This is a genomic window from Microbacterium sp. S308A+ (assembly GCF_049800815.1).
GTDB lineage: Bacteria > Actinomycetota > Actinomycetes > Actinomycetales > Microbacteriaceae > Microbacterium.
Genome location: NZ_JBNAFT010000001.1, coordinates 288,571 through 314,580 on the forward strand (window position 1 = coordinate 288,571; position 26,010 = coordinate 314,580).

General features: G+C 69.4%; 22 protein-coding genes. 12 read left to right on the forward strand and 10 right to left on the reverse strand.

Annotated elements, in window-relative coordinates; genetic code table 11:
• Nucleotides 1-74: 74 nt before the first annotated feature.
• Nucleotides 75-2,519, reverse strand: a complete 2,445-nt coding sequence (locus ACP15J_RS01330) for a DNA gyrase/topoisomerase IV subunit A (protein ID WP_424935818.1) — start codon at nucleotides 2,517-2,519, stop codon at nucleotides 75-77.
• Between the two features lie 95 nt (nucleotides 2,520-2,614).
• Here ACP15J_RS01330 and ACP15J_RS01335 point away from each other — a divergent pair, with 95 nt between their 5' ends.
• Entirely contained in the window at nucleotides 2,615-3,745 is a 1,131-nt protein-coding gene (locus ACP15J_RS01335) for an alkaline phosphatase family protein (protein WP_424935817.1), read from the forward strand.
• A gap of 35 nt (nucleotides 3,746-3,780) precedes the next feature.
• Here the strand turns inward: ACP15J_RS01335 and sepH are convergent, their stop codons facing one another.
• Complete coding sequence (sepH, locus tag ACP15J_RS01340) at nucleotides 3,781-4,869, reverse strand: septation protein SepH (RefSeq protein WP_424935816.1); 1,089 nt, start codon at nucleotides 4,867-4,869, stop codon at nucleotides 3,781-3,783.
• A gap of 196 nt (nucleotides 4,870-5,065) precedes the next feature.
• Between sepH and ACP15J_RS01345 the strand changes: the two genes are divergently transcribed.
• The gene (locus ACP15J_RS01345; protein WP_424935815.1) at nucleotides 5,066-5,359 is read left to right on the forward strand and encodes a DUF4193 domain-containing protein; all 294 of its coding nucleotides are present in this window, start codon (nucleotides 5,066-5,068) and stop codon (nucleotides 5,357-5,359) included.
• 99 nt (nucleotides 5,360-5,458) lie between these two features.
• Here the strand turns inward: ACP15J_RS01345 and ACP15J_RS01350 are convergent, their stop codons facing one another.
• Nucleotides 5,459-5,983: a DUF3093 domain-containing protein gene (locus ACP15J_RS01350; RefSeq protein WP_424935814.1), complete on the reverse strand. Its 525-nt coding sequence runs from the start codon at nucleotides 5,981-5,983 to the stop codon at nucleotides 5,459-5,461.
• A gap of 13 nt (nucleotides 5,984-5,996) precedes the next feature.
• Between ACP15J_RS01350 and dut the strand changes: the two genes are divergently transcribed.
• The 5 genes from dut to ACP15J_RS01375 all read left to right on the forward strand — a co-directional run bounded on the left by dut (nucleotide 5,997) and on the right by ACP15J_RS01375 (nucleotide 11,563).
• Nucleotides 5,997-6,497: a dUTP diphosphatase gene (gene dut, locus ACP15J_RS01355; protein ID WP_424935813.1), complete on the forward strand. Its 501-nt coding sequence runs from the start codon at nucleotides 5,997-5,999 to the stop codon at nucleotides 6,495-6,497.
• Entirely contained in the window at nucleotides 6,494-7,099 is a 606-nt protein-coding gene (locus ACP15J_RS01360) for a DUF3710 domain-containing protein (protein ID WP_424935812.1), read from the forward strand. The genes dut and ACP15J_RS01360 overlap by 4 nt, the downstream gene beginning before the upstream one ends.
• Nucleotides 7,096-7,962 (forward strand): DUF3159 domain-containing protein, encoded by an 867-nt coding sequence (locus ACP15J_RS01365; protein WP_424935811.1) that lies wholly within the window; start codon nucleotides 7,096-7,098, stop codon nucleotides 7,960-7,962. Before ACP15J_RS01360 ends, ACP15J_RS01365 begins: the two co-directional genes overlap by 4 nt.
• A 242-nt stretch (nucleotides 7,963-8,204) precedes the next feature.
• Nucleotides 8,205-11,039 (forward strand): aconitate hydratase, encoded by a 2,835-nt coding sequence (locus ACP15J_RS01370; RefSeq protein ID WP_424935810.1) that lies wholly within the window; start codon nucleotides 8,205-8,207, stop codon nucleotides 11,037-11,039.
• Between the two features lie 191 nt (nucleotides 11,040-11,230).
• Complete coding sequence (locus ACP15J_RS01375) at nucleotides 11,231-11,563, forward strand: DUF6226 family protein (protein WP_424980865.1); 333 nt, start codon at nucleotides 11,231-11,233, stop codon at nucleotides 11,561-11,563.
• Here ACP15J_RS01375 and ACP15J_RS01380 read toward each other — a convergent pair.
• Nucleotides 11,539-12,708, reverse strand: coding sequence for a citrate synthase (locus ACP15J_RS01380; RefSeq protein ID WP_424935809.1), 1,170 nt, complete (start codon nucleotides 12,706-12,708; stop codon nucleotides 11,539-11,541). The two genes, ACP15J_RS01375 and ACP15J_RS01380, sit on opposite strands and share 25 nt — an antisense overlap.
• Nucleotides 12,709-12,828: 120 nt before the next feature.
• On the opposite strand from ACP15J_RS01380, the gene ACP15J_RS01385 reads away from it, so the two are divergent.
• The 3 genes from ACP15J_RS01385 (at nucleotide 12,829) to ACP15J_RS01395 (ending at nucleotide 16,785) form a co-directional block, all read left to right on the forward strand.
• Nucleotides 12,829-14,142, forward strand: a complete 1,314-nt coding sequence (locus ACP15J_RS01385) for a citrate synthase (protein WP_424935808.1) — start codon at nucleotides 12,829-12,831, stop codon at nucleotides 14,140-14,142.
• A gap of 76 nt (nucleotides 14,143-14,218) precedes the next feature.
• Complete coding sequence (gene dxs / locus ACP15J_RS01390) at nucleotides 14,219-16,159, forward strand: 1-deoxy-D-xylulose-5-phosphate synthase (RefSeq protein ID WP_424935807.1); 1,941 nt, start codon at nucleotides 14,219-14,221, stop codon at nucleotides 16,157-16,159.
• Between the two features lie 38 nt (nucleotides 16,160-16,197).
• Nucleotides 16,198-16,785, forward strand: a complete 588-nt coding sequence (locus ACP15J_RS01395) for a 2-phosphosulfolactate phosphatase (protein WP_424935806.1) — start codon at nucleotides 16,198-16,200, stop codon at nucleotides 16,783-16,785.
• Between the two features lie 79 nt (nucleotides 16,786-16,864).
• Here ACP15J_RS01395 and ACP15J_RS01400 read toward each other — a convergent pair whose 3' ends face one another.
• The 4 genes from ACP15J_RS01400 to ACP15J_RS01415 all read right to left on the reverse strand — a co-directional run bounded on the left by ACP15J_RS01400 (nucleotide 16,865) and on the right by ACP15J_RS01415 (nucleotide 22,067).
• Nucleotides 16,865-19,009 carry a 3-hydroxyacyl-CoA dehydrogenase NAD-binding domain-containing protein gene (locus tag ACP15J_RS01400; RefSeq protein ID WP_424936061.1) on the reverse strand — a complete coding sequence of 715 codons (2,145 nt, stop codon included), beginning with the start codon at nucleotides 19,007-19,009 and terminating at the stop codon, nucleotides 16,865-16,867.
• A 5-nt stretch (nucleotides 19,010-19,014) separates the two neighbouring features.
• Nucleotides 19,015-20,220 carry a thiolase family protein gene (locus tag ACP15J_RS01405; RefSeq protein ID WP_424935805.1) on the reverse strand — a complete coding sequence of 402 codons (1,206 nt, stop codon included), beginning with the start codon at nucleotides 20,218-20,220 and terminating at the stop codon, nucleotides 19,015-19,017.
• An 84-nt stretch (nucleotides 20,221-20,304) separates the two neighbouring features.
• Nucleotides 20,305-21,492 carry a ribonuclease D gene (locus tag ACP15J_RS01410; protein WP_424935804.1) on the reverse strand — a complete coding sequence of 396 codons (1,188 nt, stop codon included), beginning with the start codon at nucleotides 21,490-21,492 and terminating at the stop codon, nucleotides 20,305-20,307.
• The gene (locus tag ACP15J_RS01415) at nucleotides 21,489-22,067 is read right to left on the reverse strand and encodes a DUF3000 domain-containing protein (RefSeq protein ID WP_424935803.1); all 579 of its coding nucleotides are present in this window, start codon (nucleotides 22,065-22,067) and stop codon (nucleotides 21,489-21,491) included. Before ACP15J_RS01415 ends, ACP15J_RS01410 begins: the two co-directional genes overlap by 4 nt.
• Before the next feature lie 25 nt (nucleotides 22,068-22,092).
• Here ACP15J_RS01415 and ACP15J_RS01420 point away from each other — a divergent pair, with 25 nt between their 5' ends.
• Nucleotides 22,093-23,298, forward strand: coding sequence for an alpha/beta hydrolase family protein (locus tag ACP15J_RS01420; protein ID WP_424935802.1), 1,206 nt, complete (start codon nucleotides 22,093-22,095; stop codon nucleotides 23,296-23,298).
• A gap of 45 nt (nucleotides 23,299-23,343) precedes the next feature.
• On the opposite strand, the gene ACP15J_RS01425 is transcribed toward ACP15J_RS01420, so the two are convergent.
• The gene (locus ACP15J_RS01425) at nucleotides 23,344-23,793 is read right to left on the reverse strand and encodes a SufE family protein (RefSeq protein WP_424935801.1); all 450 of its coding nucleotides are present in this window, start codon (nucleotides 23,791-23,793) and stop codon (nucleotides 23,344-23,346) included.
• A 48-nt stretch (nucleotides 23,794-23,841) separates the two neighbouring features.
• Nucleotides 23,842-24,741: a sulfurtransferase gene (locus ACP15J_RS01430; protein WP_424935800.1), complete on the reverse strand. Its 900-nt coding sequence runs from the start codon at nucleotides 24,739-24,741 to the stop codon at nucleotides 23,842-23,844.
• Nucleotides 24,742-24,869: 128 nt separating this feature from the next.
• Between ACP15J_RS01430 and zapE the strand changes: the two genes are divergently transcribed.
• Complete coding sequence (gene zapE, locus ACP15J_RS01435) at nucleotides 24,870-25,910, forward strand: cell division protein ZapE (protein ID WP_197220041.1); 1,041 nt, start codon at nucleotides 24,870-24,872, stop codon at nucleotides 25,908-25,910.
• Nucleotides 25,911-26,010: the final 100 nt, after the last annotated feature.

Here is a 26,010-nt window from a genome sequence, read left to right on the forward strand (position 1 = left end):
AACGCTCCGTATACAGCTGAATGTCGTATCGGCGGCCATAGCATCTGACGCGCGCCGTGCGGGCGGGTGTCCGCTCACGCGCCGAGGACGGAGCCCACGCTCCCGATCACCGCATCAAGCGGCTGGCCGGAGGCGTCGCGCTTCGCTCCGGTCTCGGGGAGCGTGCGCGCCGATCCGTCCGGGCCCACCGCGAGGAGCGGCTCTGGGCCGACCCAGGCGAGCGTGAGCCGGTCCTCGCCCTTGAGGAAGGCATGCGCGCGGACCCCGCCCGTGGCACGTCCCTTGCCCGGGAACTCGGCGAAGCGCGAGACCTTGGCCCGTCCCGCGTCCGTTCCGGCGAGGATGCCCTCCGCGCCGGCAACAGTGACGACGACGACGTTCTCGACCGGTCGGACGGCGGCGAACGCGATCGCCTCGGAGCCGGTGCTGAGCTTGATGCCGGCCATCCCTCCTGCCGGCGCGCCCTGGGGGCGCACGGAGGCTGCCGAGAAGCGAAGCAGCTGCGCATCCGAGGAGACGAAGACGAGCTCTGCGTCCTCCGGCGCCGTGGCCGCCCCGACGACCGTGTCACCGGGCTTCAGAGCGATGACGTCGAGCTCCGGCCGTACCGGAAGGGATGACGGGATGATGCGTTTGACGACGCCGCCGCGCGTCCCGAGCGCGATCGGGGTGTCATCGTCGAAGCGGAGGAGGGCCAGGATGCGCTCGCTCTTGTCGAGCAACCCGACGTAGTCGCGCAGCGACACGCCCGCGGCGAGATGCACGGAGGCCGGCGGGACCGAGGGGAGGTCGACAGGGGAGAAGCGCACCACCCGTCCCGTCGAGGTGACGGCGCCGATCTCGCTTCTCGTCGTCGTGGCGAGCGTCGCGAGCACCGCGTCGTGCTTGCTCCGCCGAGAGCCGGCGGAGAGCCCCTGTCCGTCCTCCAGATCCACGCGAACCGCGCGTCCGGTCGTGGAGAGGACCACGACGGTCGGCGTGTCCGCGATCTGGAGGTCGGCCGGCCCCTTCGCGCTGCGGACCTTGGGCGGAGCGGCGTTGAGGAGCAGAGTGCGCCGGGGGGTTCCGTAAGCCTCCGCGGCCGCGTCCAGCTCGCTGGACACCTGGGCGCGCAGAAGCGCGTCGCTCCCGAGGAGCTCGCGGAGCTCGGCGATCTCCGCCTGCAGCTTGTCGCGCTCGGCCTCCAGCTCGATCCGGGAGAACTTCGTGAGCCGCCGCAGACGCAGCTCGAGGATGTACTCGGCTTGGAGCTCGGAGAGATCGAAGACCTCGCGCAGGCGGGCTCGGGCCTGCTCCGAGTCGTCTGACGTGCGGATGACCTGGATAACCTCGTCGATGTCGAGGATCGCGATCAGCAGCCCTTCGACGAGGTGCAACCTCTCCTCGCGACGAGCCAGGCGGAACCGACTGCGTCGAGTGATGACCTCCAGTCGGTGCCCGACGTAGACCGAGAGCATCTCCTTGAGCCCGAGGGTGCGGGGCTGCCCGCCGACGAGCGCCACGTTGTTGATGCTGAAGGAGTCCTCCAGCGGGGTCAGACGGTAGAGCTGTTCCAGCACGGCATTCGCGTCGAAGCCCGTCTTGATCCCGATCTGGATCCGCAGCCCGTGATTGCGGTCGGTGAGGTCGGTGACGTCGCTGATCCCCTGGAGCTTCTTCGCCTGGACGGAGTCCCTGATCTTCTCGATCAGACGTTCGGGGCCGACCATGTAGGGAAGCTCGGTCACGACGATGCCGGTGCGGCGCGGGCCCAGGGGCTCGATCGAGACCTTTCCGCGGACTTTCAATGCTCCGCGGCCCGACGCGTAGGCGTCCTTTACGCCATCGAGGCCCATCAGGATCCCGCCCGAGGGGAAGTCGGGTCCCGGCACGTACTCCATGAGCTCCTCGGTCGTCGCCTCGGGGTGCTCGAGCAGGTGGGTGGCTGCGGCGACGACCTCGATGAGGTTGTGCGGGGCCATGTTCGTCGCCATGCCGACGGCGATCCCGGACGCGCCGTTCACGAGGAGGTTGGGGAAGGAGGCGGGGAGGACCGAGGGCTGCTGGAACTGCCCGTCGTAGTTGGGCACGAAGTCGACGACGTCCTCGTCGAGGCTCTCGGTGAGAGCGAGTGCGGGGGGAGCGAGGCGTGCCTCGGTGTAGCGCGCGGCGGCGGGGCCGTCGTCGAGCGAACCGAAGTTCCCGTGTCCGTCGACGAGAGGGACACGCAAGGCCCAGGCCTGGGCGAGGCGCACGAGGGCGTCATAGATGGGGGCGTCTCCGTGTGGATGGAGCTTTCCCATCACCTCTCCGACCACGCGCGCGCTCTTGACGTGACCGCGGTCCGGCCGCAGGCCCATCTCGGCCATCTGGTAGAGAATCCGGCGCTGCACCGGCTTGAGGCCATCGCGGGCGTCGGGAAGAGCGCGGGAGTAGATGACGGAGTAGGCGTATTCCAGGAACGAGCCCTGCATCTCGCTCGACAGGTCGATGTCCTGGATGCGCTCGTCGATCGGCTCGGTCGGAGTAGAGCGGGGCATATGCTTCCTGCGTCTTTCGGGTGAACGGCGGAGGCGATCCTCGACACCGGACGGCCGGCCTATCCGCGAAACGGGTTCATGGGAGACTGGCTCGGATGACCAACATGCTACCGGCCGTGCCGGGTTCCGCCCGCAGCATCACCGGGGTGGCGTCGGACCTGAGAGGCGCGCTCTCCGGCGGCGCCTCGGGGCTTCGGCCGGTGCGCTCCGCAGTCCTCGTCGTGATCGACGGGCTGGGTGCCGGCCAGCTTCGCGCCCATGCCGGGCATGCGCGCCGGCTCTCCGGCGCGATGGCGAAGAAGGACGTCGCGCTCTCCGTCTTCCCCTCCACCACGGCGTCGGCGCTCACGAGCATCCTGACAGGGGTCGCGCCCGGTGCACACGGACTGGTCGGCTATCGCGTGCTCGACCGGGCCGGAGGCCGTCTCGTGAACCAGCTGAGCGGGTGGGAGGAGGGTCGGATCGACGCGGCGACCTGGCAGCCGGAGCCCACAGTCTTCGAGCAGGCGAGGGCTGAGGGTCGCCCCGCGTTCGCGGTCGGTCTCGCCGCCTACGCGACGAGCGGGTTCACTGCGGCGACCCTGCGCGGCGCCGAGTTCCGCTCGGCGGCCACACCCGCCGAGCGGGTGGAGCTCTCCTATCAGCTCGCCGCGGAGAACGAGGGAGCCCTGGTCTATTGCTACCTCCCGGAGGCGGACCAGGCGGGGCACAAGCGCGGCGTCGCGTCGTCGCGCTGGGTCGCCGCGGTCGAGGACATCGACGCGGCACTTGGCTTCCGGGCTCCGGACGGCACCGGCGTGCTCGTGACCGCGGATCACGGGATGGTCGATGTCCCTCGTCATCGGCATCTCGTCGTCGAGGACGGGGATCGGATGCTGACGGGAGTGGCTCACATCGGAGGAGAGCCACGGATGCTGCACCTTTATCTCGACGACCCCGCTCGGCTGCCCGAGGTCCATGCGGCCTGGGCCGAGGGGACGGAGGGGATCGCCGACGTCGTCACGCGCGATCAGGCGGTCGCCGGCGGCATGCTCGGCCCCGTGGTGACCGATGCCGCCTCCTCACGGCTCGGCGATCTCCTTGTGATGGCGAGAGGGTCCTGGGCGATCTACGACGGGCGAGAGGAGGACCAGCGCTCCCAGGACATGATCGGCCAGCACGGATCGATCACACCGGAGGAGACGCGTGTCCCGTGGATCCGTCTCGGCGCCTTCGCCGTGGGCTGAACGGGCTCGCGACGCCGCGGCGGCTCACCGCGCTGTCAGTCGTCGGAACGGGCGCCGAAGACGATCTCGTCCCAGGACGGCATCTCGCTGCGGCGCCGACGCCGGGCCGTCGCGTCCTCGGGGGACGTGGAGGGCGTGGGCTCCGCGGTCTTCTGCTTCGGCGTCGCCTCCTCCGTGACGGCGTCGGTCTCGAGGGCGTCGAAGAGGGCGATCGGCGTCTGCGGCCCCGTCTCGTCCTCCGTCGGCGACGGCAGCGGCTCGCGCTGGCCTCGGCGGCGACGGAGGGCTTCGAGGAGGTCGGCGGTGTCTGAGGGCGGCACCGCCGTCTCCGGGGCACGGTTGGTGGCCGCCTCCTGCACGGCCGGGGCGGACCGCTCGGGCGGCTCGGCGACGAGAGGGGCGGCGCCCGGTGTGGACCGTTCCGATCCGGCTTCGTCGTCATCGATCGCTGGTGCAGGCACCAGGCGCGGGCCGAAGGCGCCGGAGTCGAAGCGAGAGTCGTCCTTGTACGGCGAGGGACGATCCTGGTCCAGGGCGCGGAGCCGGGGGATCAGCCCCTCGGGAAGCGAGCCCTGTCGCGACAGCTGCTTGGCATCGGCGTTGAGCGGTGCAAGAGAGCTGCGGCGAGGATCGAAGGCCCATCGCGCGTCGTGATCGACCTCGCTGGCAGTGAACTCGAGCTTGATGATCCAGCCTGAGTCCTCCTTCCAGCTCGCCCAGCGCTCGCCGGAGGCGGCGAGCTCCGCGAGCTTCGCGCGTATCGCCACGCCGAAGGTCGGCTGAGCGTCCGGCTCCACCTCGCTGCCTATGAGCACGGGGACGGACAGAGCCTGACCCACGACATGCTCGCGTTCGGCAAGCACCGGGCCCTCGAACCGTGCGACGTCGTCCGCGCTCACACCGAGCAGCTCGGCGACCTCCGCGGTCCCGAGGCCGGCACGGATCTGCGCCTGGATCTCCCGAGGGCTCGCGGCGAGGGGCGCGGCCTTCTCGTCGCCGCGTCCGGCGGCGCGTCGGATCTCCGCGCGCAGCACCTCATCGATGGGCAGCGCGAAGCGCGTCCCCGACTCCGTGGCGAGGACGAGGAGATTGTCTTCGGTGCCGACGATCGTGACGTGTTCCATGACTGAGCCCCTCTGATGGGTGTGCGCCCATCGTGTCACGCGCTTCCTCGTGCGCCGGGGAATAGCGCGGGCGTGCCGCGAGTTTGGATCGCCGGACTCGCCTCATTTGCCAAATACGCGCGGGTCGTGCAAACTGACGCCGCCGAACACCCGACGGCCCCCCGCCACTCGCACGATGAAAGTGGAGATTCACCGCATGGCAACCGACTACGACGCCCCCCGCAAGAGCGAAGACGAGAGCGAGTCGATCGAGGCGCTCAAGGAGCGCGTCCCTGACAAGCTGTCGGGCTCAGTCGACGTCGAGGACTCGGACAACCCCTCGGGTTTCGAGCTTCCCGGCGCCGATCTGTCCGACGTCGAGCTCGATGTGGTGGTGCTCCCCGCACAGGCGGACGAGTTCACCTGCGTCAGCTGCTTCCTCGTGAAGCATCGCTCGCAGCTGGATCATGAGACCCCTGACGGTCCGATCTGCAAGGAATGCGCCGCCTGATCGGATGCGCATCGCACGCGCCCTGGCCGACTCGGCCATGGGCGCGTGCTGCATTTTCATCGCCCTCTCCCCGGGTCTTCCCAGGTGCGGCGATCGCGGTCAGCGGAGGGAGGCGTCGTCCTCGGCCGTGCCTGCCTCGTCCCCGTCCTCCAGGCGAGCGCGCGCACGGGCGGCCGCGATGGCGGCGGCGAGGCGGTCCGGCGTGCGGGTGGACAGGGTCCAGCTCGGGGCAGGATCGGCGGGGTCCGTGATCGGCACGACGACGATCCCGTCGATCCCTCCGCGGATCAGGTGCCAGCCGCGTGCGGACAGGCCGGGGCCACGTGCCGCGCGTGCCTCCTCGCCGGTCGTCGGCGTGGGCCGGCCGAGCCAGCGGGCGTCGATCCGCGCGCGCCCGGCGTGCAGGGTGCGCCCTCTGACGATCAGGCGAGGCGAGGCGAGGACCATGCACGCGACGATGAGCGCCGTCGCCACAAGGCCCAGGACGAGTGCGAGATCGGCTCCGACGGGGACGAAGCTCAGGCTGACCATGGGGCCGCCCACCGCGGCGGCGAGGAACAGCCACAGGCTCGGGGCGAGGCGCTCCCTGTATGCGAGGGGGGCGTCGGCATCAGCGTTCTGCATTAGCCTCTTTCTCGTGACCGATTCCGTGGACGTCCCTATTATCGCCCCGGCGATCCCCGTCTACGCTCACCCCGGAGACGCGGGTGCCGATCTGGTGGCCGCCGAGGCGGCCACGCTTCTTCCGGGAGAGCGCGTGCTGGTGAGCACCGGCGTCCGGATCGCCCTGCCCGACGGGTACGCGGCCTTCGTGGTCCCGCGCAGCGGTCTGGCTGCGAAGCACGGCATCACGGTCGTGAACTCTCCCGGCACGGTCGACGCCGGCTACCGCGGCGAGATCAAGGTCTGCCTGCTGAACACGGATGCGCGCGAGACCTATGACGTGGCACCCGGCGACCGCATCGCGCAGATGATCGTCATGCCGGTCACACGCGCGCGGTTCCTGCCGGTGGAGTCGCTCGACGAGAGCGCTCGTGGCGTCGGCGGATTCGGGTCCACCGGCTATCAGACGTCCGGCGACGCCGTCCGAGACGAGAATCACAGCCCTGTCGTGACGGGCGTGGAGGAGAGAGCATGAGCGACGAGAACGAGCAGGCCGGGAACGAGTCGTCCGAGCCGCAGCTCCAGGGCGATCGGGCCGTGGACGGGCCGTTCGACGAGTCTGAGGCGAACCCGGTTCGTCCTTACATCGACCTCGGCGGGATCAAGATCCTGCCTCGTGAGGGGTTGAATCTCCGACTCGAGGTCGAGGAGCAGTCGAAGCGGATCGTTGCTGTCGGTCTCGACTACGTCGGCTCCTCGCTTCAGGTCCAGCCTTTCGCCGCATCCCGGTCGACCGGGCTCTGGGAGGAGACGAGAGCACAGATCAGCGAGCAGATCGCCCAGCAGGGAGGCAAGGTGGAGGAACGGGAGGGGCCGTTGGGCACCGAGCTTCTCGCCGAGATCCCCACGGTCGCCGCCGCGGACGGCAGCACTGTCCGTCTGGCCCGGTTCATCGGCGTTGACGGACCGCGATGGTTCCTCCGTGGGGTGGTCGGGGGCGCAGCCACGTCCGACGCCGAGGCGGCGCGCGCCGTCGAGGACCTTTTCCGGTCGATCGTGGTGGTGCGCGGCGGATCGCCGATGCCTCCGCGCGACCTCATCCCCCTGCACATGCCCGCCTCGCCGGGAGCCGCGTGAGCACGGCGAACCGGGATGGCGTCTCCGGCGCAGAGCCGAACGCGGCGTCCCGGCAGGAGCGCCAAGGCGACCCCGTCGCCGGCGTGCCGCTCACGCCGCCTCCCACGCCGTCGGTCTCCGAGGCGCTGAGCGCGGCGTTCGGCAACGCCGCGCTCAAGGCCGGCATCGACCCGGCCACGCAGGCCACGACCGGACATGTCGTCTGGGCCGCGATGGGCGGCTGGCGTGGCGTGGCGGAGTCCGTCCTCCCCAGCCTCGCCTTCATCCTCGCCTTCACCCTCTGGCCGGGCGAGGGGATGGCGAAGCTGCTGCCCGCGCTCGCGATCTCTGTGGGAATCGCGGTGGTCTTCTCCGGCCTGCGCATCGCGATGAGGCAGCCTCCGGCCGCGGCGATCGGCGGTCTCGTCGCGGCGGTCGCCGCCGCCGTGCTGGCGCTTCTCACCGGCAACGCCTCGAACAACTTCGTGCCGGGCCTGCTCACCAACGCGGGTTACGGCCTCGGGATGCTGATCTCGCTCCTCATCGGCTGGCCGATCATCGGCCTCGTCGCCGGCTACCTCATGGGCGAGGGCACCTCCTGGCGTGCGTCGAAGCGTAAGCGCAGGGTCTTCACCTGGCTCACGCTCGTATGGGCAGCGCTCTTCCTGCTCCGACTCGGGGTCCAGCTTCCGGTCTACCTCGCCTCTCTCCAGCCGGGGCAGCAGGAGAGCGCGGTGGCGCTCCTGGGCACCCTGAAGCTCGTCATGGGGCTTCCGCTGTTCGCCCCGCTTCTCGCCGTGACCTGGCTCACCGTGCAGGCGCTCTACCGGCGTGAGCGCGCCGAGAGCGGTGCAGCGGACGCGGACGCCGCGACCTCCGCGTAGCCCCTGACCGTTCGGTCGGCGGGTGGCACACCCGCTCGAACAGCGGCGGCGAGAGCGTCGGCGGGTCGGCGCGATGCCCCGTCGAACCGTGGTAGATTTATCTCGACATCAAGATATTTTTGACCCCTGTCGAATCGGCCTTTCTCGGAGCAGACTGGTGAGGCGCGCCTTACTAGCTCGCGGAGAGCGGAGCCGAGAAGATGGAGGCCTGCGGTGACGACCGACGCAAAGGAGAACCCCTCGTGTCCACGGTGAACAGCTTCGGTGCCAAGAGCACCCTGACGGTCGGCAGCACCGACTACGAGATCTTCCGGATCGACACGGTCGCCGGTTACGAGAAGCTCCCCTTCAGCCTCAAGGTGCTTCTGGAGAATCTCCTGCGCACCGAGGACGGCGCGAACGTGACCAAGGCGCAGATCCAGGCGCTGGGCTCTTGGGATCCCTCGGCCGAGCCGGACACCGAGATCCAGTTCACCCCTGCTCGCGTGGTGATGCAGGACTTCACCGGCGTCCCGTGCATCGTCGATCTCGCCACGATGCGCGAGGCCGTGACCGCCCTGGGCGGCGATCCGAACAAGATCAACCCGCTCTCGCCCGCGGAGATGGTCATCGACCACTCGGTCATCGCCGACCTCTTCGGCCGCCCGGACGCGATCGAGCGCAACGTCGAGATCGAATACGAGCGCAACGGCGAGCGGTACCAGTTCCTCCGCTGGGGGCAGACGGCGTTCGACGACTTCAAGGTGGTCCCGCCGGGAACCGGCATCGTGCACCAGGTGAACATCGAGCATCTGGCGAAAGTCATCTACGACCGCTCGGTCGACGGCGCCCTCCGCGCCTATCCTGACACCTGCGTCGGCACCGACTCGCACACCACGATGGTCAACGGCCTGGGCGTCCTGGGCTGGGGCGTCGGCGGGATCGAGGCGGAGGCGGCGATGCTCGGGCAGCCCGTGTCGATGCTGATCCCGCGCGTCGTCGGCTTCAAGCTGACCGGCGAGATCCCCTCGGGCGTGACCGCGACCGACGTCGTCCTCACGATCACCGACATGCTGCGCAAGCACGGCGTGGTGGGCAAGTTCGTCGAGTTCTACGGTGCCGGCGTGGCCTCGGTGCCGCTGGCCAACCGCGCCACCATCGGGAACATGTCGCCGGAGTTCGGCTCGACCGCCGCGATCTTCCCGATCGACGATGTGACGCTCGACTACCTGCGTCTCACCGGTCGCGACGAGCAGGCTGTCGCTCTCGTGGAGAAGTACGCGAAGGAGCAGTCGCTCTGGCACGATGCGGCGAACGAGCCGCAGTACAGCGAGTACCTCGAGCTCGACCTCGCCACGGTCGTCCCCTCGATCGCAGGGCCGAAGCGCCCGCAGGACCGCATCCTCCTGTCGGAGGCCAAGTCGCAGTTCGAGAAGGACATCCTGAACTACGCCACGGCATCGACGTCGAACGACATCGTCGACCTCGAGTCGAAGCACTCCTTCCCGGCATCCGATCCCGGCACCGTCCCCGGAGAGGAGGAGCCGACGACCCGTCCTGTGCACATCAACAGCGGCGCTCCGGCGAACGCCTCCACGCCGGTCACTGTGACCACGCCAGAGGGGCAGCGGTACATCCTCGACAACGGCGCGGTGACGCTGGCGGCCATCACCTCGTGCACCAACACCTCGAACCCCTCCGTCATGGTCGCCGCGGGTCTTCTCGCCCGCAAGGCGCGTGAGAAGGGCCTGAAGCAGAAGCCGTGGGTCAAGACGACGCTCGGCCCCGGCTCCAAGGTCGTCACCGACTACTACGAGAAGTCCGGTCTCGACAAGGATCTCGAAGGCCTCGGCTTCTACACGGTCGGATACGGGTGCACGATCTGCATCGGCAACTCCGGGCCGTTGATCGACGAGGTCTCGGCCGCGATCAACGAGAACGACCTCGCGGTCACCGCCGTCCTGTCCGGCAACCGGAACTTCGAGGGACGCATCAGCCCCGACGTGAAGATGAACTACCTCGCCAGCCCGCCGCTGGTGGTGGCATACGCGTTGGCCGGCTCGATGAACTTCGACTTCGAGAACGACCCGCTGGGCCAGGACTCGACCGGAAAGGACGTCTTCCTCAAGGACATCTGGCCGGACCCGACCGAGGTGCAGGAGATCATCGACTCCTCGATCTCGCGCGACCAGTTCATCAAGCAGTATGCGACGGTCTTCGACGGAGACGAGCGGTGGAAGAACCTGCCAACACCGACCGGCCCCGTCTTCGAGTGGGACCCTGACTCGACCTACGTGCGGAAGGCCCCCTACTTCGACGGCATGGGTCTCACACCGGCGCCGGTCAGCGACATCTCCGGTGCCAGAGTGCTGGCCACGCTGGGTGACTCGGTCACGACCGACCACATCTCCCCGGCCGGCAACATCAAGGCGGGCACCCCCGCCGCGCAATACCTCACCGAGCACGGCGTGGCGCAGAAGGATTTCAACTCCTACGGCTCGCGTCGCGGGAACCACGAGGTCATGATCCGCGGCACGTTCGCGAACATCCGGCTGAAGAACGCCCTCGTCAAGGCGGTCAACGGCGGCGAGCAGATCGAGGGCGGCTTCACGCGGGACTTCACCCAGCCCGGCGGACCGCAGGCCTACATCTACGACGCCTCGGAGAACTACCAGGCGCAGGGCACCCCGCTGGTGATCTTCGGCGGCAAGGAGTACGGCTCCGGCTCGTCGCGCGACTGGGCGGCCAAGGGCACGAACCTCCTCGGGGTGAAGGCGGTCATCACCGAGAGCTTCGAACGCATCCACCGCTCGAACCTCATCGGCATGGGCGTCGTGCCGCTGCAGTTCCCCGTCGGCGAGTCCTGGGAGTCGCTGGGCCTCGACGGCACCGAGATCGTCTCGATCGAGGGGCTTGAGCAGCTGAACGAGGGAGTCACGCCGAAGACGGTCAAGGTCACGGCGACGCCGAGCGAGTTCTCTCCGGAGGGCAAGCAGCCGATCGAGTTCGACGCGGTCGTCCGCATCGACACCCCCGGCGAGGCCGACTACTACCGCAACGGCGGCATCCTGCAGTACGTGCTCCGCTCGCTCGTCTGAGCGCACCGCACGAGGCCCTCGGCGTTCCCGCGCCGGGGGCCTCGTCGTATCCGGAAGCGGCGCAGGCCCGGCGACAGGAGGGAGGGTTCGATGCTGGACCCGGCTCCGAGGGCACGGCAGGATGACCGGCTGAACACCTATGTGCGTCCGTCGATCGCCCCCCGAGCTTCCGCGATGCCGACGGTCGTGTCATCTCCTATGGGAGCAGGTGGGGCGGCTCGCCTCCGGAGGACAGCTACTCGGTGGAGACGAACCTGGAGCGATTCGCGCCGTTGCACACCGTCGCCGACGCTCTATCGGCCACCTCCGCGACACCTACGATGTCGGCGCGAGTGGCCTCGTGCCACCGGATCCGGCGCGGGATGACGGCTAGCCCCGCGCCGGCCAGGGGCACGGCGAAGGCGGCTCCAGCGACAGCGCAGAGCATCCCGGCTGTACGGCTCCGAAGGGACAGGCGGGGCGGGCCGTGGAGCCGCGCCGATCGGCCGGCCGGCCCCGCTCAGGAGGCCGGCTCTCCGACGTAGCGGGAGGACGGACGGAAGATCTTCCCTTCCTGCGCCTGCTCGCAGGCATGTGCGCCCCAGCCGATGAGCCGGGCCGAGGCGAACGTCGGTGTGAACAGCTCGCGGGGGATTCCGCACGCCTCCATGACGACGGCCGCATAGAGCTCGACGTTGGTGCGGAGCGTCCGTCCCGGCTTCAGCTCGTCGAGGACCCGGAGGACGGTCTGCTCGACCGTCACGGCGAGGTCCACCCGTTCGCCGGCCAGTCCCTCGGCGCGCAGGCGACGGGCCACGTCGCGGAGGAGTCGCGACCGGGGGTCTTCGGTGCGGTACACAGCGTGGCCGAACCCCATGACACGACCACCGTGGGCGAGCCGCTCCCGCACCCATTCCTCGGCTCGTTCCGGCGTGCCGATCTCATCCAGCATCTCGAGGGTCCGTGCTGGCGCACCGCCGTGGAGCGGGCCGGCGAGGGCGCCCAGCGCCCCGCCGATGCAGGAGGCGAGATCGGCGCCGGTCGAGGCGATGACCCGCGCGGCGAAGGTCGACGCGTTGAATCCGTGGTCGATCGCCGCGGTGAGGTAGACGGCGAGGGCGGTCACGAGTCGTGGGTCCGGTTCGGCCCCGGTCAGCATCCGCAGGTAGTCGGAGATCGGGTCCCGTGCCGGATCGGGGGCGAGTGGCACAAGGCCGTGCGCCTGTCGATGCGATGTCGCGATGAGCGCCGGCGCCGCGGCAGCGAGGCGGACCGCGTCGTCCTCTCGCGCCGCGGGCGTCTCGTCGTAGAGAGGGAAGCGGCCGTCGGCCGCGGACAGCAGGGCGAGACCTGTGCGGAGGGCAGCCATCGGATCGAGGGTCGCACCGGCCTGCGCGGACGTGCTGAGGCCGGTGACGACCGCCCCGGGGAGGACGCGGGCCTCACCGATGCGCTCCCGGAACGTGGCGGCCTCCCGAGGATCGCGGGGGAGCGAGCCCAGGGCGACAAGACGCCAGGCATCTTCGAATCGGGCCTGGGCTGCGAGAGCGACGCCGGAGACGCCGCGGTAGTGGAAGAACCCCTCGGCGCCGCGGACGTCGCCGATGCGGGTCTCGGCGGCCACGACGTTCGCGAGGCCGCGAGGTACGTCGATGAGGTGGTCGTCGTCGCGTTCGATCGTGATGGCCATGTGCCGGCTCCTCTTCCTCGGAGCCCTGCTCTGTCGCCCTGAAGGCGCGTGGCTCCTGGGGAACACGATCTGACATGGATCACGGTAGCGTCAATGTTGATTAGATCAATGGAGATGACGATGGAACGACTCACGGCCACGCAAGCCGCGGCTCGGCTCGGAGTGCGCACCGAGACCCTTTACGCCTATGTCTCCCGCGGGCTGATCGACAGGGTGCGGACCGCGCGCGGCTCTTCGTTTGACGTCCTCGAGGTCGAACGTTTTGCACGGAGCCGGCGCCGTCTCTCCACGGTGTCTTCAAGACCGGTGCGCTTTGCCGGGTCCGAAGGCAGACCTCTGGGCGTGATCGACACCGACATCGCCCTGGCGGAGGACGGCGAGCTCTGGTTCCGCGGGGTGGAGGCCGCCCTGGTGGCGGGGATCGACGAAAGCGGCGCCGCCATCGGAGACGGCCGTTTCGATGCGCTGGTGCGTTGGCTGTTCGAGCGGACCGCCGAACCGCGTGCCGATGCTCTACCGTTACGTGCGGCGCGGATCGTGGGGGAGGGCGGACGGACGGGGACCGTGATGGCGACGCTTCCCGCGGGCGCACCGACGTTCACCCGCCTGCTGACGGCCGTCGCGATCCTTGCCGCGGAGGACCCGGAGAGGTTCGATCTGACAGCGCCGGCCGTGGCACGGACCGCTGAACGTCTGATCGCCGGCATGGTGTCGGCCCTCCCCGCGTGCGGCCCTGAGCCCGAAGAGCACGCGCCGCTCGCCCGCCGTCTCTGGAGCCGGCTGAGTCCGCTGCCGGCGACCGCGGCTCGCGTCGGTCTGCTGGACGCCACGCTCGTCCTGCTGGCCGACCATGACATGGCCGCGTCGACCCTCGCTGCGCGGGCGGCGGCATCCGCCCGCGCGCATCCCTATGCGGTCGTCACCGCTGGACTCGGTGCGCTGGACTCCGCTCTGCATGGGGCGGTCAGCACGGCCTGTCACACGATGCTCCGTGCCGTCGGAGACGGTGCCGATCCGGTGTCGACGGTCGCCGCCGCTGCCCGGGCGGCGGGGACCGGCGTGCCGGGGTTCGGTCAGCCGCGCTACCCAGAGGGCGACCCACGGGCGAGAATCCTCCTGGAGGCGTTGCGGGCCTCCGCCCCGCAGGATCGAGCGGTCAGCGAGACGCTGGGAGTCGTGGACGCCGTGACGTCCGTCGTGAGGGAGCGCACCGGTGCGCTCCCGACGATCGACATGGCCTTGGCGGCGATCTCGATCGTCGGGGACATGTCCGAGGACGCGGGGGAGCTCGTGTTCGCGATCGCCCGGTCGGCGGGCTGGTGCGCGCACGCGGCGGACGAGTACACACAGACACCCCTGCGTCTTCGTCCGATCGGACGCTACGTCGGTCCGGACCCGGCGGATCTCCAGCCCTCCGGCCCGGATGGTCGGTAGTCTTGGTCGATGCGGCGAGGTCGTGTGGGGGACCGCTCGGCACGGCGCTCCCGTTTCGCTCACAGGAGGCAGACACGTGGCGATTCTCCCCGGTATCACCGGTCCGAGGGACCTCGACGCCCTCTCGACAGAACAGCTCACGGAGCTCGCGAACGAGATCCGTGCCTTCCTCATCGAGAACGTCGCACGTACAGGCGGTCATCTGGGACCCAATCTCGGCGTGGTCGAGCTCACGATCGCGCTGCACCGGGTCTTCTCCTCGCCCGATGATCCTTTCATCTTCGACACCGGGCATCAGTCCTATGTGCACAAGCTCCTCACGGGACGCCAGGACTTCTCAGGCCTGCGCTCGAGGGGAGGCCTCGCCGGGTACCCCCAGCGGTCGGAGAGCCCGCACGATGTCGTGGAGTCCTCCCACGCGTCCAGCTCGCTGAGCTGGGCCGACGGCGTCTCGCGTGCGCTCACCGCGACCGGGCGCGGCGATCGCCATGTCGTCGCGGTCGTCGGCGACGGAGCCCTCACCGGCGGCATGACCTGGGAGGCCCTCAACAACATCACGGACGACAACGACCGCAACCTCGTGATCGTGGTCAACGACAACGGACGCTCCTATGCGCCGACCATCGGGGGGATGTCCCGCTACCTCAACCGCGTCCGCACGGCGACGGCGTACCGTGACCTGCACCGCACGTCGGATCGTCTCTTCCGCGCACTGGGCCCGTTCGGACGCGCCGTCTATCGCGGTGTCCGCGGAGGCACCCATGGCTTCCTCTCTCGATTCACGAACAACGAGGCGCTGTACTCCAACCTCGACATCAAGTACCTCGGGCCGGTGGACGGGCATGACATCGATGCGCTGCTGGAGACCCTGAAGCTGGCGAAGGACTTCGGCGCTCCGGTCATCGTGCACGCGATCACCGAGAAGGGACGCGGGTACCAGCCGGCCCTCGATGACGAGGCCGACCAGTTCCACTCGGTCGGGAAGATCGATCCGAAGACCGGCGGATCGCTCGGCTCGTCCGGCCCCGCGTGGACCGACGTCTTCGCCGACGCGCTGGTCGAGGTGGGTCATCGCGATCCCCGCGTGATCGCGATGACTGCCGCGATGCTGCGTCCGACAGGGCTCGCGCCGTTCGCTGAGCGCTTCCCCGATCGCGTCTACGACGTGGGGATCGCGGAGCAGCATGCGGTCGCCTCGGCCGCGGGCCTCGCGTACGGCGGTCTGCACCCGGTGGTCGCGATCTACGCCACCTTCATGGGGCGGGCCTTCGATCAGGTGCTGATGGACGTCGGCCTCCACCGCGCCGGGGTCACCTTCGTGCTCGACCGCGCCGGCGTCACCGGCCCGGACGGTCCCAGCCATCACGGCATCTGGGACCTGTCCATGCTGCAGATCGTGCCGGGGATCCGCATCGCTGCGCCTCGGGATGGGGAGCGCCTGCGAGAGCTCCTGGACGAGGCGGTCGCGATCGATGACGCGCCGACCGTGATCCGGTTCCCGAAGGGGGCGGTCGCGGAGGAGATCCCTGCGCTCGAGCGCCTGGACGACGGTGTCGACGTTCTGTATCGCGGGGAGGCCGAGGACGTCCTCCTCATCGGCATCGGACCCTTCGCGTCGCTCGCGACGGACGTGGCCGCGCGTCTCAAGGCGCAGGGCATCGGGGCGACCGTGATCGATCCGCGCTGGGCAATACCGGTGCGGTCGTCCATCGTCGACCTCGCCGCCCGGCACCGCCTCGTCATCACCATCGAGGACGGCATCAGGGTGGGGGGGATCGGGACACGTGTCCGTCAGGTCCTTCGCGAGGCCGGGATCGACACGGCCGTCGACGAGCTCGGGGTCCCGGACGAGTACATCGACCACGCGTCGCGGGAGCAGGTGCTCGAGGACGCGGGGCTGACCGCCGCGAAGATCGCGCACGACGTCGTCGCCCAGGTCCTCGGCCGACGTGTCCCGATGGCACGTCAGACCGGGGAAACCGGAGCGATCGACCTCCCGGTCCGCGAGTCGCGCTGACGCCGGCCGCGACTCCGTCCGCTTTCTAGACTGGAGGCATGCCTGTCGTCCCCGCGTTCGACCAGTCAACGTACCAGGTGCGATTCGAATGGGGGATCGAGGGGCTTCGCCGCTTGGCGCGAGCCGATGTGGTCGTGGTCGTCGACGTCCTGCAGACCGCCCCCTCGGATGGGACCGATCCGATCGCGACGGCGGCACACGAGTCGGGCGCGCTGGTGCTCCAGGGCGGACTGCGCAATGCGAGTGCGGTGGGCACATACATCTGCGCCGAGCAGGTCCGTCGGGATCGGCGTACGAGCGTGGCGGTCGTCGCCCGCGGCGAGCCGGTGCCGGACCGGGGCGATCTTCGCTTCGCCGTGGAGGATCTCTTCGGGGCCGGCGCGGTCCTTGACGGCCTCATCGAGCGCGGTCTTGACCATACCTCGCCAGAGGCCGTGGCAGCCGCGGAGTCGTTCCGCAGTCTCCGCGGCGCGCTTCAGCATCTCGTGAGCGCGTCCGGCTCAGCTCGTGCGCTTCGTGGCGGTCCCGGTCGACTCGCCGCCGTGGAGGAGGCGATCCGGACGGCGGCGTGGCTCGACGCATCCGGAACGGTCCCGGTCTTCCGTGACGGCCGATTCGTCGTCTGACGCGTCGAGATCGTCGTCGACCGCCAGCCCGGAGGTGACGAGGAGGGGGCTCGTGGAGAGTCCCCTCCTCGGGCACGGATCAGCTGCTCGCGATGCCGCGGATGACCGGGGTGTGGAACGTCGTGCCGAAGACCCGTTCGGAGGCTCCCTCGCGGTCGAGATACGGCGAGGCGCCTCCGTCGATGAACGGCCAGCCGGCACCGAGGATGAGGCAGAGGTCGATGTCCTGGACCTCCGGCACCACGCCTTCGTCGAGCATGAGCCTGATCTCCTGCGCGAGCCCGTCCTGCACACGTCGCAGGATTTCGGCGGCGGGTGTCGGAGTGGAGCCCGCGGCCCCCTTCACGAGCTTCTCCGCAGCCTTGGTGAAGCCGGTCACACGACCGGCCTTGTCCTTCTCGACGACCTCGGAGAGGTCGGCGAGAAGGTGGAAGTTCTCGTTCGCGTAGAACCGCTCAGGGAACGCCTGCACCATCGTGTCCTGTACGTGGGCGGCGACCTTCCACCCGACGAGGTCGATGAGCTGGAACGGCCCCATCGGCAGGCCGAGCGGCGCGAAGGCCTTCTCGACGTCGGCGACAGGGGTCCCCTCGTAGACGGCGCGTGCCGCCTCGCCCATGACCTTGGCGAGCAGGCGGTTCACGACGAAGCCGGGCGCGTCGGCGGTGAGCACGGCATTCTTGCCGAGGCCCTTCGCGACGACGAACGCGGTCGAGAGCGACTGCTCGTTCGTCACCGGCGTCTTCACGATCTCGATCAACGGCATGACCGCGACCGGGTTGAAGAAGTGGAAGCCCACCAGGCGTTCGGGGTGCGAGAGCTTCGAGCCGATCTCCTCGACCGAGAGCGAAGAGGTGTTGGTCGCGAGGATCGCGTCCTCGGCGACGATCTGCTCGATCTCACCGAACACCTGCTGCTTGACGCCCACCTCCTCGAAGACCGCCTCGATGACGAAGTCGCAGTCGGCGTACAGGCTCTTGTCGGTCGTTCCCGTCACGAGCGCGCGCAGTCTGTTCGCCGTGTCGGCGTCGACGCGACCCTTGGCCTCGAGCTTGCCGATCTCCTCGTGGATGGAGGCGACACCCTTGTCGACTCGTGCCTGATCCAGGTCGGTGATGAGGACGGGGACCTGGAGCTTACGGACGAAGAGCAGCGCGAACTGGCTCGCCATGAGGCCGGCGCCGACGATGCCGACCTTCGTGACTTTCTTTGCGAGCTCTTTGGCCGGCGCCCCGACCGGGCGCTTGGCGCGCTTCTGGACGAGGTCGAAGGCGTACATGGAGGCGGCGAACTGGTCGCCGGTCACCAGGTCGGCGAGGGCCTCGTCCTCGCGGGCGAACCCTTCGGCCTTGGTGCCGCTGCGGGCCTTGTCCAACAGATCCAGAGCGACGTACGGTGACCGAGGGACAGTGCCGATCTTGGATTCGAGCATGCTGCGCGCCATCTTGATCGCGATCGGCCACTTCGTGAGCCGCTCGATCTTGCCCGGCTCGTTCTTGCGCTCGACCTTCTTGCCGCCCAACACCGCATCAGCCCAGACGAGCGAGTCCTCGAGGAAGTTCGCGGCGGGGAAGATCGCGTCCATGATGCCGAGATCGAACGCCTGCCGTGGCTTGAGCATGCGGTTCTGCTTGAGCGGGTTCGAGATGACGACCTCGAGCGCGTTCTCGATGCCGATGAGGTTCGGCAGCAGGTAGGCGCCGCCCCAGCCCGGGATGATGCCGAGGAAGACCTCGGGCAGGGCGAGCGCAGCGGCGGAGGCGTCGACCGTCCGGTAGGTCGAGTTCAGCGCGATCTCCATCCCTCCGCCGAGCGCGAGCCCGTTGACGAAGGCGAACGTGGGGACGCCGATCTCACCGAGCGAGCCGAGGACCTTGTGGCCGAGCTGGGCGACGAGCCGGGCGTTGTCACGCGAGCCCACACGAGAGATGTCGGACAGATCGGCGCCGGCGGCGAGGATGTACTGCTTGCCCGTGATGCCGACCGCGTGGATCTCGCCGACGGCGGCGCGATCCTTCAGTCCTGCGATGGTCTCACCGAGCTCGGTGAGCGTGGCGGGTCCGAGCGTGTTCGGACGGGTGTGATCGCGACCGTTGTCAAGGGTGATCAGGGCCAGAATGCGGCCGGACGCGAGACGGATGTCGCGCACGGGAGAGTGGGTGACGACTTCACCCTCCGTGAGGGACTGGATGGGCGAGAAGTCGATCTCGTCGTAGTTCGTCATGGCCGTCACTTCCTCTTCTTGCCGTCGTAGAAGGGGTTCTCCCAGATGACCGATCCGCCCTGACCGAGCCCGACGCACATCGCGGTCAGTCCGTAGCGCACGTCCGGGCGCTCGGCGAACTGGGCGGCGAGCTGGATCATCAGGCGCACCCCGGAGGCGGCGAGCGGGTGGCCGAAGGCGATCGCACCGCCCCAGGGGTTGACCCGGGGGTCGTCGTCGGCGACGCCGAAGTGGTCCAGGAGCGAGATCACCTGGATCGCAAAGGCCTCGTTGAGCTCGAACAGCCCGATGTCGTCGATCGTGAGACCCGCCTTGCGCAGCGCCTTCTCGGTCGAGGGGATCGGGCCGATGCCCATGATCTCGGGTTGCACGCCAGCGAACGCGAACGACACCATCCGCATCTTCGGCTGGAGACCGAGCTCCTTCACCGCGTCGCTGCCGGCAAGCAGCGACATGGTGGCGCCATCGGTGAGCGGCGACGAGGTCCCCGCGGTCACCCTGCCGTGCGGACGGAAGGGCGTCTTGAGCCCGGCGAGGTCCTCCATCGTCGTCTGCGGGCGGCGTCCCTCGTCCTCGGTGGCCAGCCCCCAGGCGCCGTCGGCTCCCTTGACCGCGATCGGGACGAGGTCGGGCTGGATCTTGCCGGCATCGTACGCAGCCTGCACCTTGTGCTGGCTGCGCATGCCGTAACGGTCGGAGCGTTCCTTGGTGAGGTGCGGGAAACGGTCGAAGATGCGCTCGGCGGTAACGCCCATGTTCAGTGCGCCGGGATCGACCATCCGCTCGGCGACGAAACGCGGGTTGGGGTCGGCGTTGCCGCCGATCGGATGGTGTCCCATGTGCTCGACGCCTCCGGCAAGCGCGATGTCGTACATGCCGATGCCGATCGAGGCGGCCATGGTCGTCACACTGGTCATCGCTCCCGCGCACATGCGGTCGATCGCCAGGCCTGGCACGGTCTGCGGAAGGCCGGCGAGGATCGCGATCGATCGGCCGAGGGTCAGTCCCTGGTCGCCGGTCTGCGAGGTCGCCGCGATCGCCACGTCGTCGACGCGGTCAGAGGGGATCTGCGCGTTCCGCTCCATCAGGCCGATGGTCGCCTTGACGGCGAGGTCGTCCGCGCGGGTGTTCCAGTACATGCCTTTCTCGCCGGCGCGCCCGAACGGGGTGCGCACTCCATCGACGAAGAAGACGTCCGAGATCTCGGCCACTCTGCCTCCAGGTATCAGGGTCAGCTCCAGCCTAGGAGGCGCGTTCGGGCTCGAGAGGAATCGATTAGATCGAACCTACGAACGTCAGACGGACGCCTCGTCGGCTGTTTGCGTGGCTTCGACAAAAGCCTCTGCGATTCGCTGTGCGGTCTCCTCAATCTGCCACGCACGTGCCCCGAGCGCGGAGAGGGCCTCGCCGATGCGGGTGGCGTCGATCGGCTCCGGGGGCTCCCAGGCGACACGACGAAGGAGGTCAGGGGTGAGAAGGTTCTCTGTGGGCATCCCGAGAGCCTCGGCATGCGCCTCGATGATCGGACGCGCCGCCTTCAGCCGCGCATCCGCCGGCGGATTACGGTCGCTCCAGGATCGGGGCGGAGGCGGTCCGTCACCCGGAACGCGTTCCCGGGGCAGGCTCTCGGCGGCTCGTCCTCGTTCGATCGCCGCCCACCATCGATCGAGCTGGCTACGACTTGCCCGGCCGATGAAGGCGGGCACGGCCGCGAGCGCGGTCTTCGACGTCGGCGCCGCGAGCACGGCGGCCACGAGTGAGCGGTCGGGCACGAGGCGGCCAGGGGAGACGTCCTGTTCGCGCGCGTAGTCCTCGCGTGCCTGCCAGAGCTCGCGGGCAACGGCGAGGTTCCGTGCGCCGCGGACCTGATGCAGCCCACTGAGCCGGCGCCAGGGCTCCTCCCTCGGCGGCTTCGGCGGACGCGTCCGTGTCGCCTCGAATTCCTGCGCCGCGAACACGGTCTTGCCCTGCTCCTCGAGTTCGGCGGTCAGCGCGTCGCGCACGTCGACGAGGTGCAGCACGTCGAGGGCGGCATACTCGAGCCAAGCCGCCGGGAGGGGACGGGTGGACCAGTCCGCAGCGGAATGCTCCTTGGCCAGGGCGATGCCCAGCGTGTGCTCGACGACGGCGGCGAGTCCGACGCGCTCATGCCCGAGCAGACGCGCGGCGAGCTCGGTGTCGAAGACACGCGTCGGGAGCAGACCCAGCTCGACGAGGGACGGCAGATCCTGGCTCGCGGCATGGAAGACCCATTCGAGGCCGTGCAGGGCCTGCTGCAGGGGCGCGAAGTCAGGGATACCGAGCGGATCGAAGAGAAAGGCACCGGCGTCGCGGCGGAAGACCTGCACGAGGTAGGCCCGCTGCGAGTAGCGGAAGCCAGAGGCTCGCTCCACGTCGACGGCGGCGGGCCCGCTGCCGGCGGCGAGGGCGAGACAGGCGTCATGGAAGCCGCCAACGGTGTCGACGACGAGATAGTCAGTCACGGATTGGTTCTCCTGGCGCCGAACACGGCGATGTCTTCTGAGCCCGGCGGCAGTCCCGCGAGCATTCCGACCAGCTCCGCCCACGCCTCCGCATGCGGGGCGAGCGGACCGTCCGGGGACCATGAGGCGCGCAGCTCGATCTGTGCGCCATCGCCCTCCGCGGCGAGGCCACCGAAGCCTTTGGAGAGGGTCTTGGTCGATGTCCCGGACGCGGAGTGATAGCCGGCGCCACGAGACTCCAGCGCGTCGACGAGCCAGGACCAGGTGACGTCCGAGAGCAGGGGATCGGTGCCGATCTCCGGCTCGAGCGGCGCTTGCGCGAAGGCCACGATCCGCCAGGGACCGCCCCAGGCATCCGGCGCGATCGGGTCGTGCAGCAGGACGAGGCGGCCGGAGCCGTAGATCGACTCGCCCGTCCCGTCGGGGCGGACGTCGGCGGCGAGCGCGAGCGACCGCGGGGCCAGACCGCTGGGCGCCGGGATCTCGCGGACGACGATGTCGTCACGGAAGCGGATCGCGCGGAGCTCAGCGGCGGCGCTCTCGAAGGCGTCGTCGTAACCGGGATGAGCGCTCACGCGGACAGACTAGAGTCGGGAAGCGATGAAGAGTCTCAGGCACGCCGCGACGATCGGGGTCGTCGCTCTGGCCGGCGCCGCCGCTCTCGGAGCCGTTGTGGCCTCGGCGACGGTTTTCCGGATCGCCCGTCGTGTGGTGACGCCGTCCGCTCGGCAGCCGGACACCGAGATCCTCGCGGTCGACACCGGCGCGCAGACCATCGAGCTCACCCGGACGCCGGACACCGAGCAGCCTGGCCGTTACGGGCTCTTCGTCGGGGGGACACCAGGCCACGTGAAGCTGGGGGCAGTCCTCGGCGCCGACGCGCGAAGCGTCCGGCGCAAGCTGCTCACCCAGATCGAGCCCGGCGCGCGCATCGAGCGGGCCGCGGCGTTCAGTGGTTACTACTATCTCGCTCCGGGCGAGCTCCACATCCCCTACGAGCCTGTCCTGATCGGCACGCCGGGAGGCCCATGCCCGGCGTGGTCCTTCCCTGCTCCCGCATCGAGGCCTTCGTCGACCTGGGTGATCCAGGTGCACGGGCGTGGCGCCACGCGGGCCGAGTGTCTGCGGGCCGTCCCGGTCCTGCACGCCGCGGGTCTCCCCGTCCTCGTCGTCTCCTACCGGAACGACGGCGAGGGGCCGCGGACCCGCGGCGGATCCTATGCGCTGGGGGCGGCCGAGTGGCGTGACGTCGACGCCGCGATCGACTACGCGCTCCGGCACGGCGCCGAACGGGTGATCCTCATGGGATGGTCGATGGGCGGCGCGATCGTGCTGCAGGCGGCCGTCACATCGCCGCGGCGCGAGGCCGTCGTCGGCGTGATCCTGGATTCCCCGGTCGTGGACTGGCGCACGGTCCTGCGTTTCCAGGCGAGAGAGATGGGGCTCCGCGAGCCCCTGCCTCGACTGGCCATGGATGCCCTCTCGACCGGATGGACCGCACGCCTCAGCGGCGCGGAGCAGGTGATCCCCTTCGACGCCCTGGACATGGTCGCACGAGCCGACGAGCTCTCGGCCCCCATCCTTCTCCTGCACAGCGACGATGACGGCTTCGTCCCTGCGGACGCCTCGCGCGCCCTGGCAGCGGCTCGTCCTGACATCGTGACGATGCCATCCTTCACCGGCGCCCGGCACACCAAGCTGTGGAACTACGATCAGAGTCGCTGGTCCGCGGCGATCACGGAATGGCTGGAGGAGCACGGCTTCGCGACAGCCGTCGAGGCCCGTGGACCGGCATCGGCAGAGTAGCTCCTCGTCCGGCTCACGATGAGCTCGTGTCTGCCCGACGACCCCTCAGCGTGGAGGCGGGGTGAGTCCCGTCCGCTCCCGCACCTGCCGCTTGGTGCGCAGGAGCATCCCGGTCATCCCGGCGATGCGGAGCGGTGAGACCGCACGGGTCAGGCCGATGGTCTGCGGGAAGTCGTCCGGGATCGCCAGGACCTCCTCGGCGGAGAGCCCGGTGATGCCCTGGGCGAGGATGCTCGCGAATCCCCTCGTCGTCGGAGCCTCTGCCGGTGCGGTCGCGTGCAAGGCAACCACGCCGTCGTCGACCGCGACGTGGATGTAGACGGGGGATTGGCACTCCGCGACGCGCTCGGACATCTCCGGGTGTGCCGCGATCTCCTCGGGCACGGGAGGAAGCTCGCCGGAGAACTCGAGGAGGAGCTGGAGCCGTTCCGGCTCCGGGAGCCCCAGGAACTCGTCGCGGATCTCGGCGAGGGCGGCAGGGAGTGCGCTGGTCATCTCTGCCATCGTCTCACGGCCGGAGCTTGCGGAGGCGGAGAGGGCGTCTCAGCCGGGCAGCGAGCCGGGCTCGGAGCCGGTCGCGATCGGGACGCGCACGGCACTGCCCCATTCGGTCCACGAGCCGTCATAGTTGCGGACGTCGTCGAAACCGAGCAGGTGCTTGAGCACGAACCAGGTGTGGCTGGACCGCTCGCCTATCCGGCAGTAGGCGACGATCGGATCGCCGTCCCGGAGGCCTGCGCCCTCACGATAGATCGCGTCCAGCTCGGCACGAGGCCGGAAACCACCGTCGTCCGCAACGGCTTTCGCCCAGGGAATGCTCTGCGCGGTCGGGATATGCCCCGCGCGCAGAGCGCCCTCCTCAGGGTACGCCGGGGCGCTGGTGCGTTCGCCGCTGTACTCCTCCGGGGAACGGACGTCGATGAGCGGGCTGCCGAGGTGCTCGAGGACGTCGTCCTTGTACGCGCGGAGGACAGAGTCGTCGCGTTCGACGACCGGGTACTCGGTCGGTGCGGGGGACGGGACCTCGGTCGTGATCGTCCGCCCTTCGGCGATCCAGCGATCGCGGCCGCCGTCGAGCAGGCGGACGTCCTCGTGGCCGAAGAGCGAGAAGACCCAGAGCGCGTAGGCGGCCCACCAGTTGTTCTTGTCGCCATAGATCACGACCGTGTCGTCACGGGAGATGCCCTTGCGGCTCAGCAGCGCGGCGAAGCCGGCGCCGTCGACATAGTCGCGCACGACGGGGTCGTTCAGCTCGGTGTGCCAGTCGACCTTGACCGCGCCGGGGATGTGGCCCGTCTCGTACAACAGGACGTCCTCGTCGGACTCGACGACCACGAGTCCAGGAGCGCCCAGACGCTCCTGGAGCCAGGCGGTCGTCACGAGGCGTCCCGGCTCCGCATACTCGGCGAACTTTGCGGACGAGGTGTCGAGATCGACGGTCACAGCGGGCTCCTCGGGGTGGGTGCGGAAGGGGCGAAGGCTCGACGGCGTAGGGTTGATCCGTCCCTTCGACGATAGATCCCCTCGCGCGCACGCGCACCCGATCCGTAAGACTTCGACTCAGGAAACGAATGACCGACCAGGCGCCCCGCGCGGGCATCGTCCACCTCATCGATCGCCAGCCGCAGGTCACGGGCGCCGAGATGCTCGCCAGCCTCGTCCCGCCGCCGCAGTTCGACGACGCGACCTTCGACAGCTATCGCTCCGATCCCGCCTACCCCTCGCAGGAGGAGGCGAAGCAGGCGCTCCTCCGTTTCGCCGGTGGGGCGGGCCCGGTCAGACGACAGGGACTGTTCCGGAGAGCGCCCAAGGAGCCGGAATCGAAGCCCGGCGTCTACCTGGACGGCGGTTTCGGCGTCGGCAAGACCCATCTCCTCGCCTCGATCTACCATGCGCTCCCGGCACGCAGGAAGTACTTCGGCTCCTTCATCGAGTACACGGCTCTCGTCGGCGCGCTCGGCTACAAGAACACGGTCGATCTGCTTCGCGGCGCGGATCTGCTCTGCATCGACGAGTTCGAGCTCGACGATCCCGGCGACACCATGGTCATGACGAGACTGCTCGGCGAGCTCGTGGGCTCGGGGACCAAGCTCGCCGCCACCTCGAACACCCCGCCCAACGCGCTCGGCGAGGGGCGTTTCGCGGCTCAGGACTTCCTCCGTGAGATCCACCAGATGGCGGACAGCTTCCAGACGATCCGGATCGACGGCGTCGACTTCCGGCAGCGGGCGCTCGACGGGCACGCGGTCGCGCTCGCGGACGACGAATACGCACAGGAGATCGCGCGTCTCGCGGGTGAGGGAGCTGCCTCTGACGACCTCTTCGACGACATCGTGCGCCATCTCGCCAGGGTCCACCCTTCGCGCTACATCCGCCTCCTCTCCGGCCTCTCGGCTCTGGGGCTGCGCGACGTGCGCCAGCTGACGGACCAGTCCGAGGCGCTTCGCTTCGTCGCCTTCGTGGACCGCGCCTACGATGCGCAGATCCCGATCCTCGCGACCGGCCGAGGACTGGACGACGTGTTCTCGCCGGAGATGCTGGACGGCGGGTACCGGAAGAAGTACCTGCGGGCGATCTCGCGCCTGAACGCCCTCACCCACGCCGCGCGATGAGCGAAAGCGTCTCCGTCGTCTCCGCGCCGCCGTTACACGGCGTTCACACGGCACGTCCTCTGTAACAGGACGGCAACACGCCGGCTCTTCCCCCGAAACA

Bases quoted from the DNA above. Each gene is read 5' to 3' on its own strand.
- ACP15J_RS01380 (WP_424935809.1), bottom strand. From the start codon at position 12,708: ATGGCCATCACGATCGAACGCGACGACGACCACCTCATCGACGTACCT.
- ACP15J_RS01350 (WP_424935814.1), bottom strand. From the start codon at position 5,983: ATGCAGAACGCTGATGCCGACGCCCCCCTCGCATACAGGGAGCGCCTC.
- zapE (WP_197220041.1), top strand. From the start codon at position 24,870: ATGACCGACCAGGCGCCCCGCGCGGGCATCGTCCACCTCATCGATCGC.
- sepH (WP_424935816.1), bottom strand. From the start codon at position 4,869: ATGGAACACGTCACGATCGTCGGCACCGAAGACAATCTCCTCGTCCTC.
- ACP15J_RS01420 (WP_424935802.1), top strand. From the start codon at position 22,093: ATGAAGAGTCTCAGGCACGCCGCGACGATCGGGGTCGTCGCTCTGGCC.
- ACP15J_RS01330 (WP_424935818.1), bottom strand. From the start codon at position 2,519: ATGCCCCGCTCTACTCCGACCGAGCCGATCGACGAGCGCATCCAGGAC.
- ACP15J_RS01385 (WP_424935808.1), top strand. From the start codon at position 12,829: ATGGAACGACTCACGGCCACGCAAGCCGCGGCTCGGCTCGGAGTGCGC.
- ACP15J_RS01400 (WP_424936061.1), bottom strand. From the start codon at position 19,009: ATGACGAACTACGACGAGATCGACTTCTCGCCCATCCAGTCCCTCACG.
- ACP15J_RS01345 (WP_424935815.1), top strand. From the start codon at position 5,066: ATGGCAACCGACTACGACGCCCCCCGCAAGAGCGAAGACGAGAGCGAG.
- ACP15J_RS01360 (WP_424935812.1), top strand. From the start codon at position 6,494: ATGAGCGACGAGAACGAGCAGGCCGGGAACGAGTCGTCCGAGCCGCAG.
- ACP15J_RS01335 (WP_424935817.1), top strand. From the start codon at position 2,615: ATGACCAACATGCTACCGGCCGTGCCGGGTTCCGCCCGCAGCATCACC.
- ACP15J_RS01425 (WP_424935801.1), bottom strand. From the start codon at position 23,793: ATGACCAGCGCACTCCCTGCCGCCCTCGCCGAGATCCGCGACGAGTTC.
- ACP15J_RS01395 (WP_424935806.1), top strand. From the start codon at position 16,198: ATGCCTGTCGTCCCCGCGTTCGACCAGTCAACGTACCAGGTGCGATTC.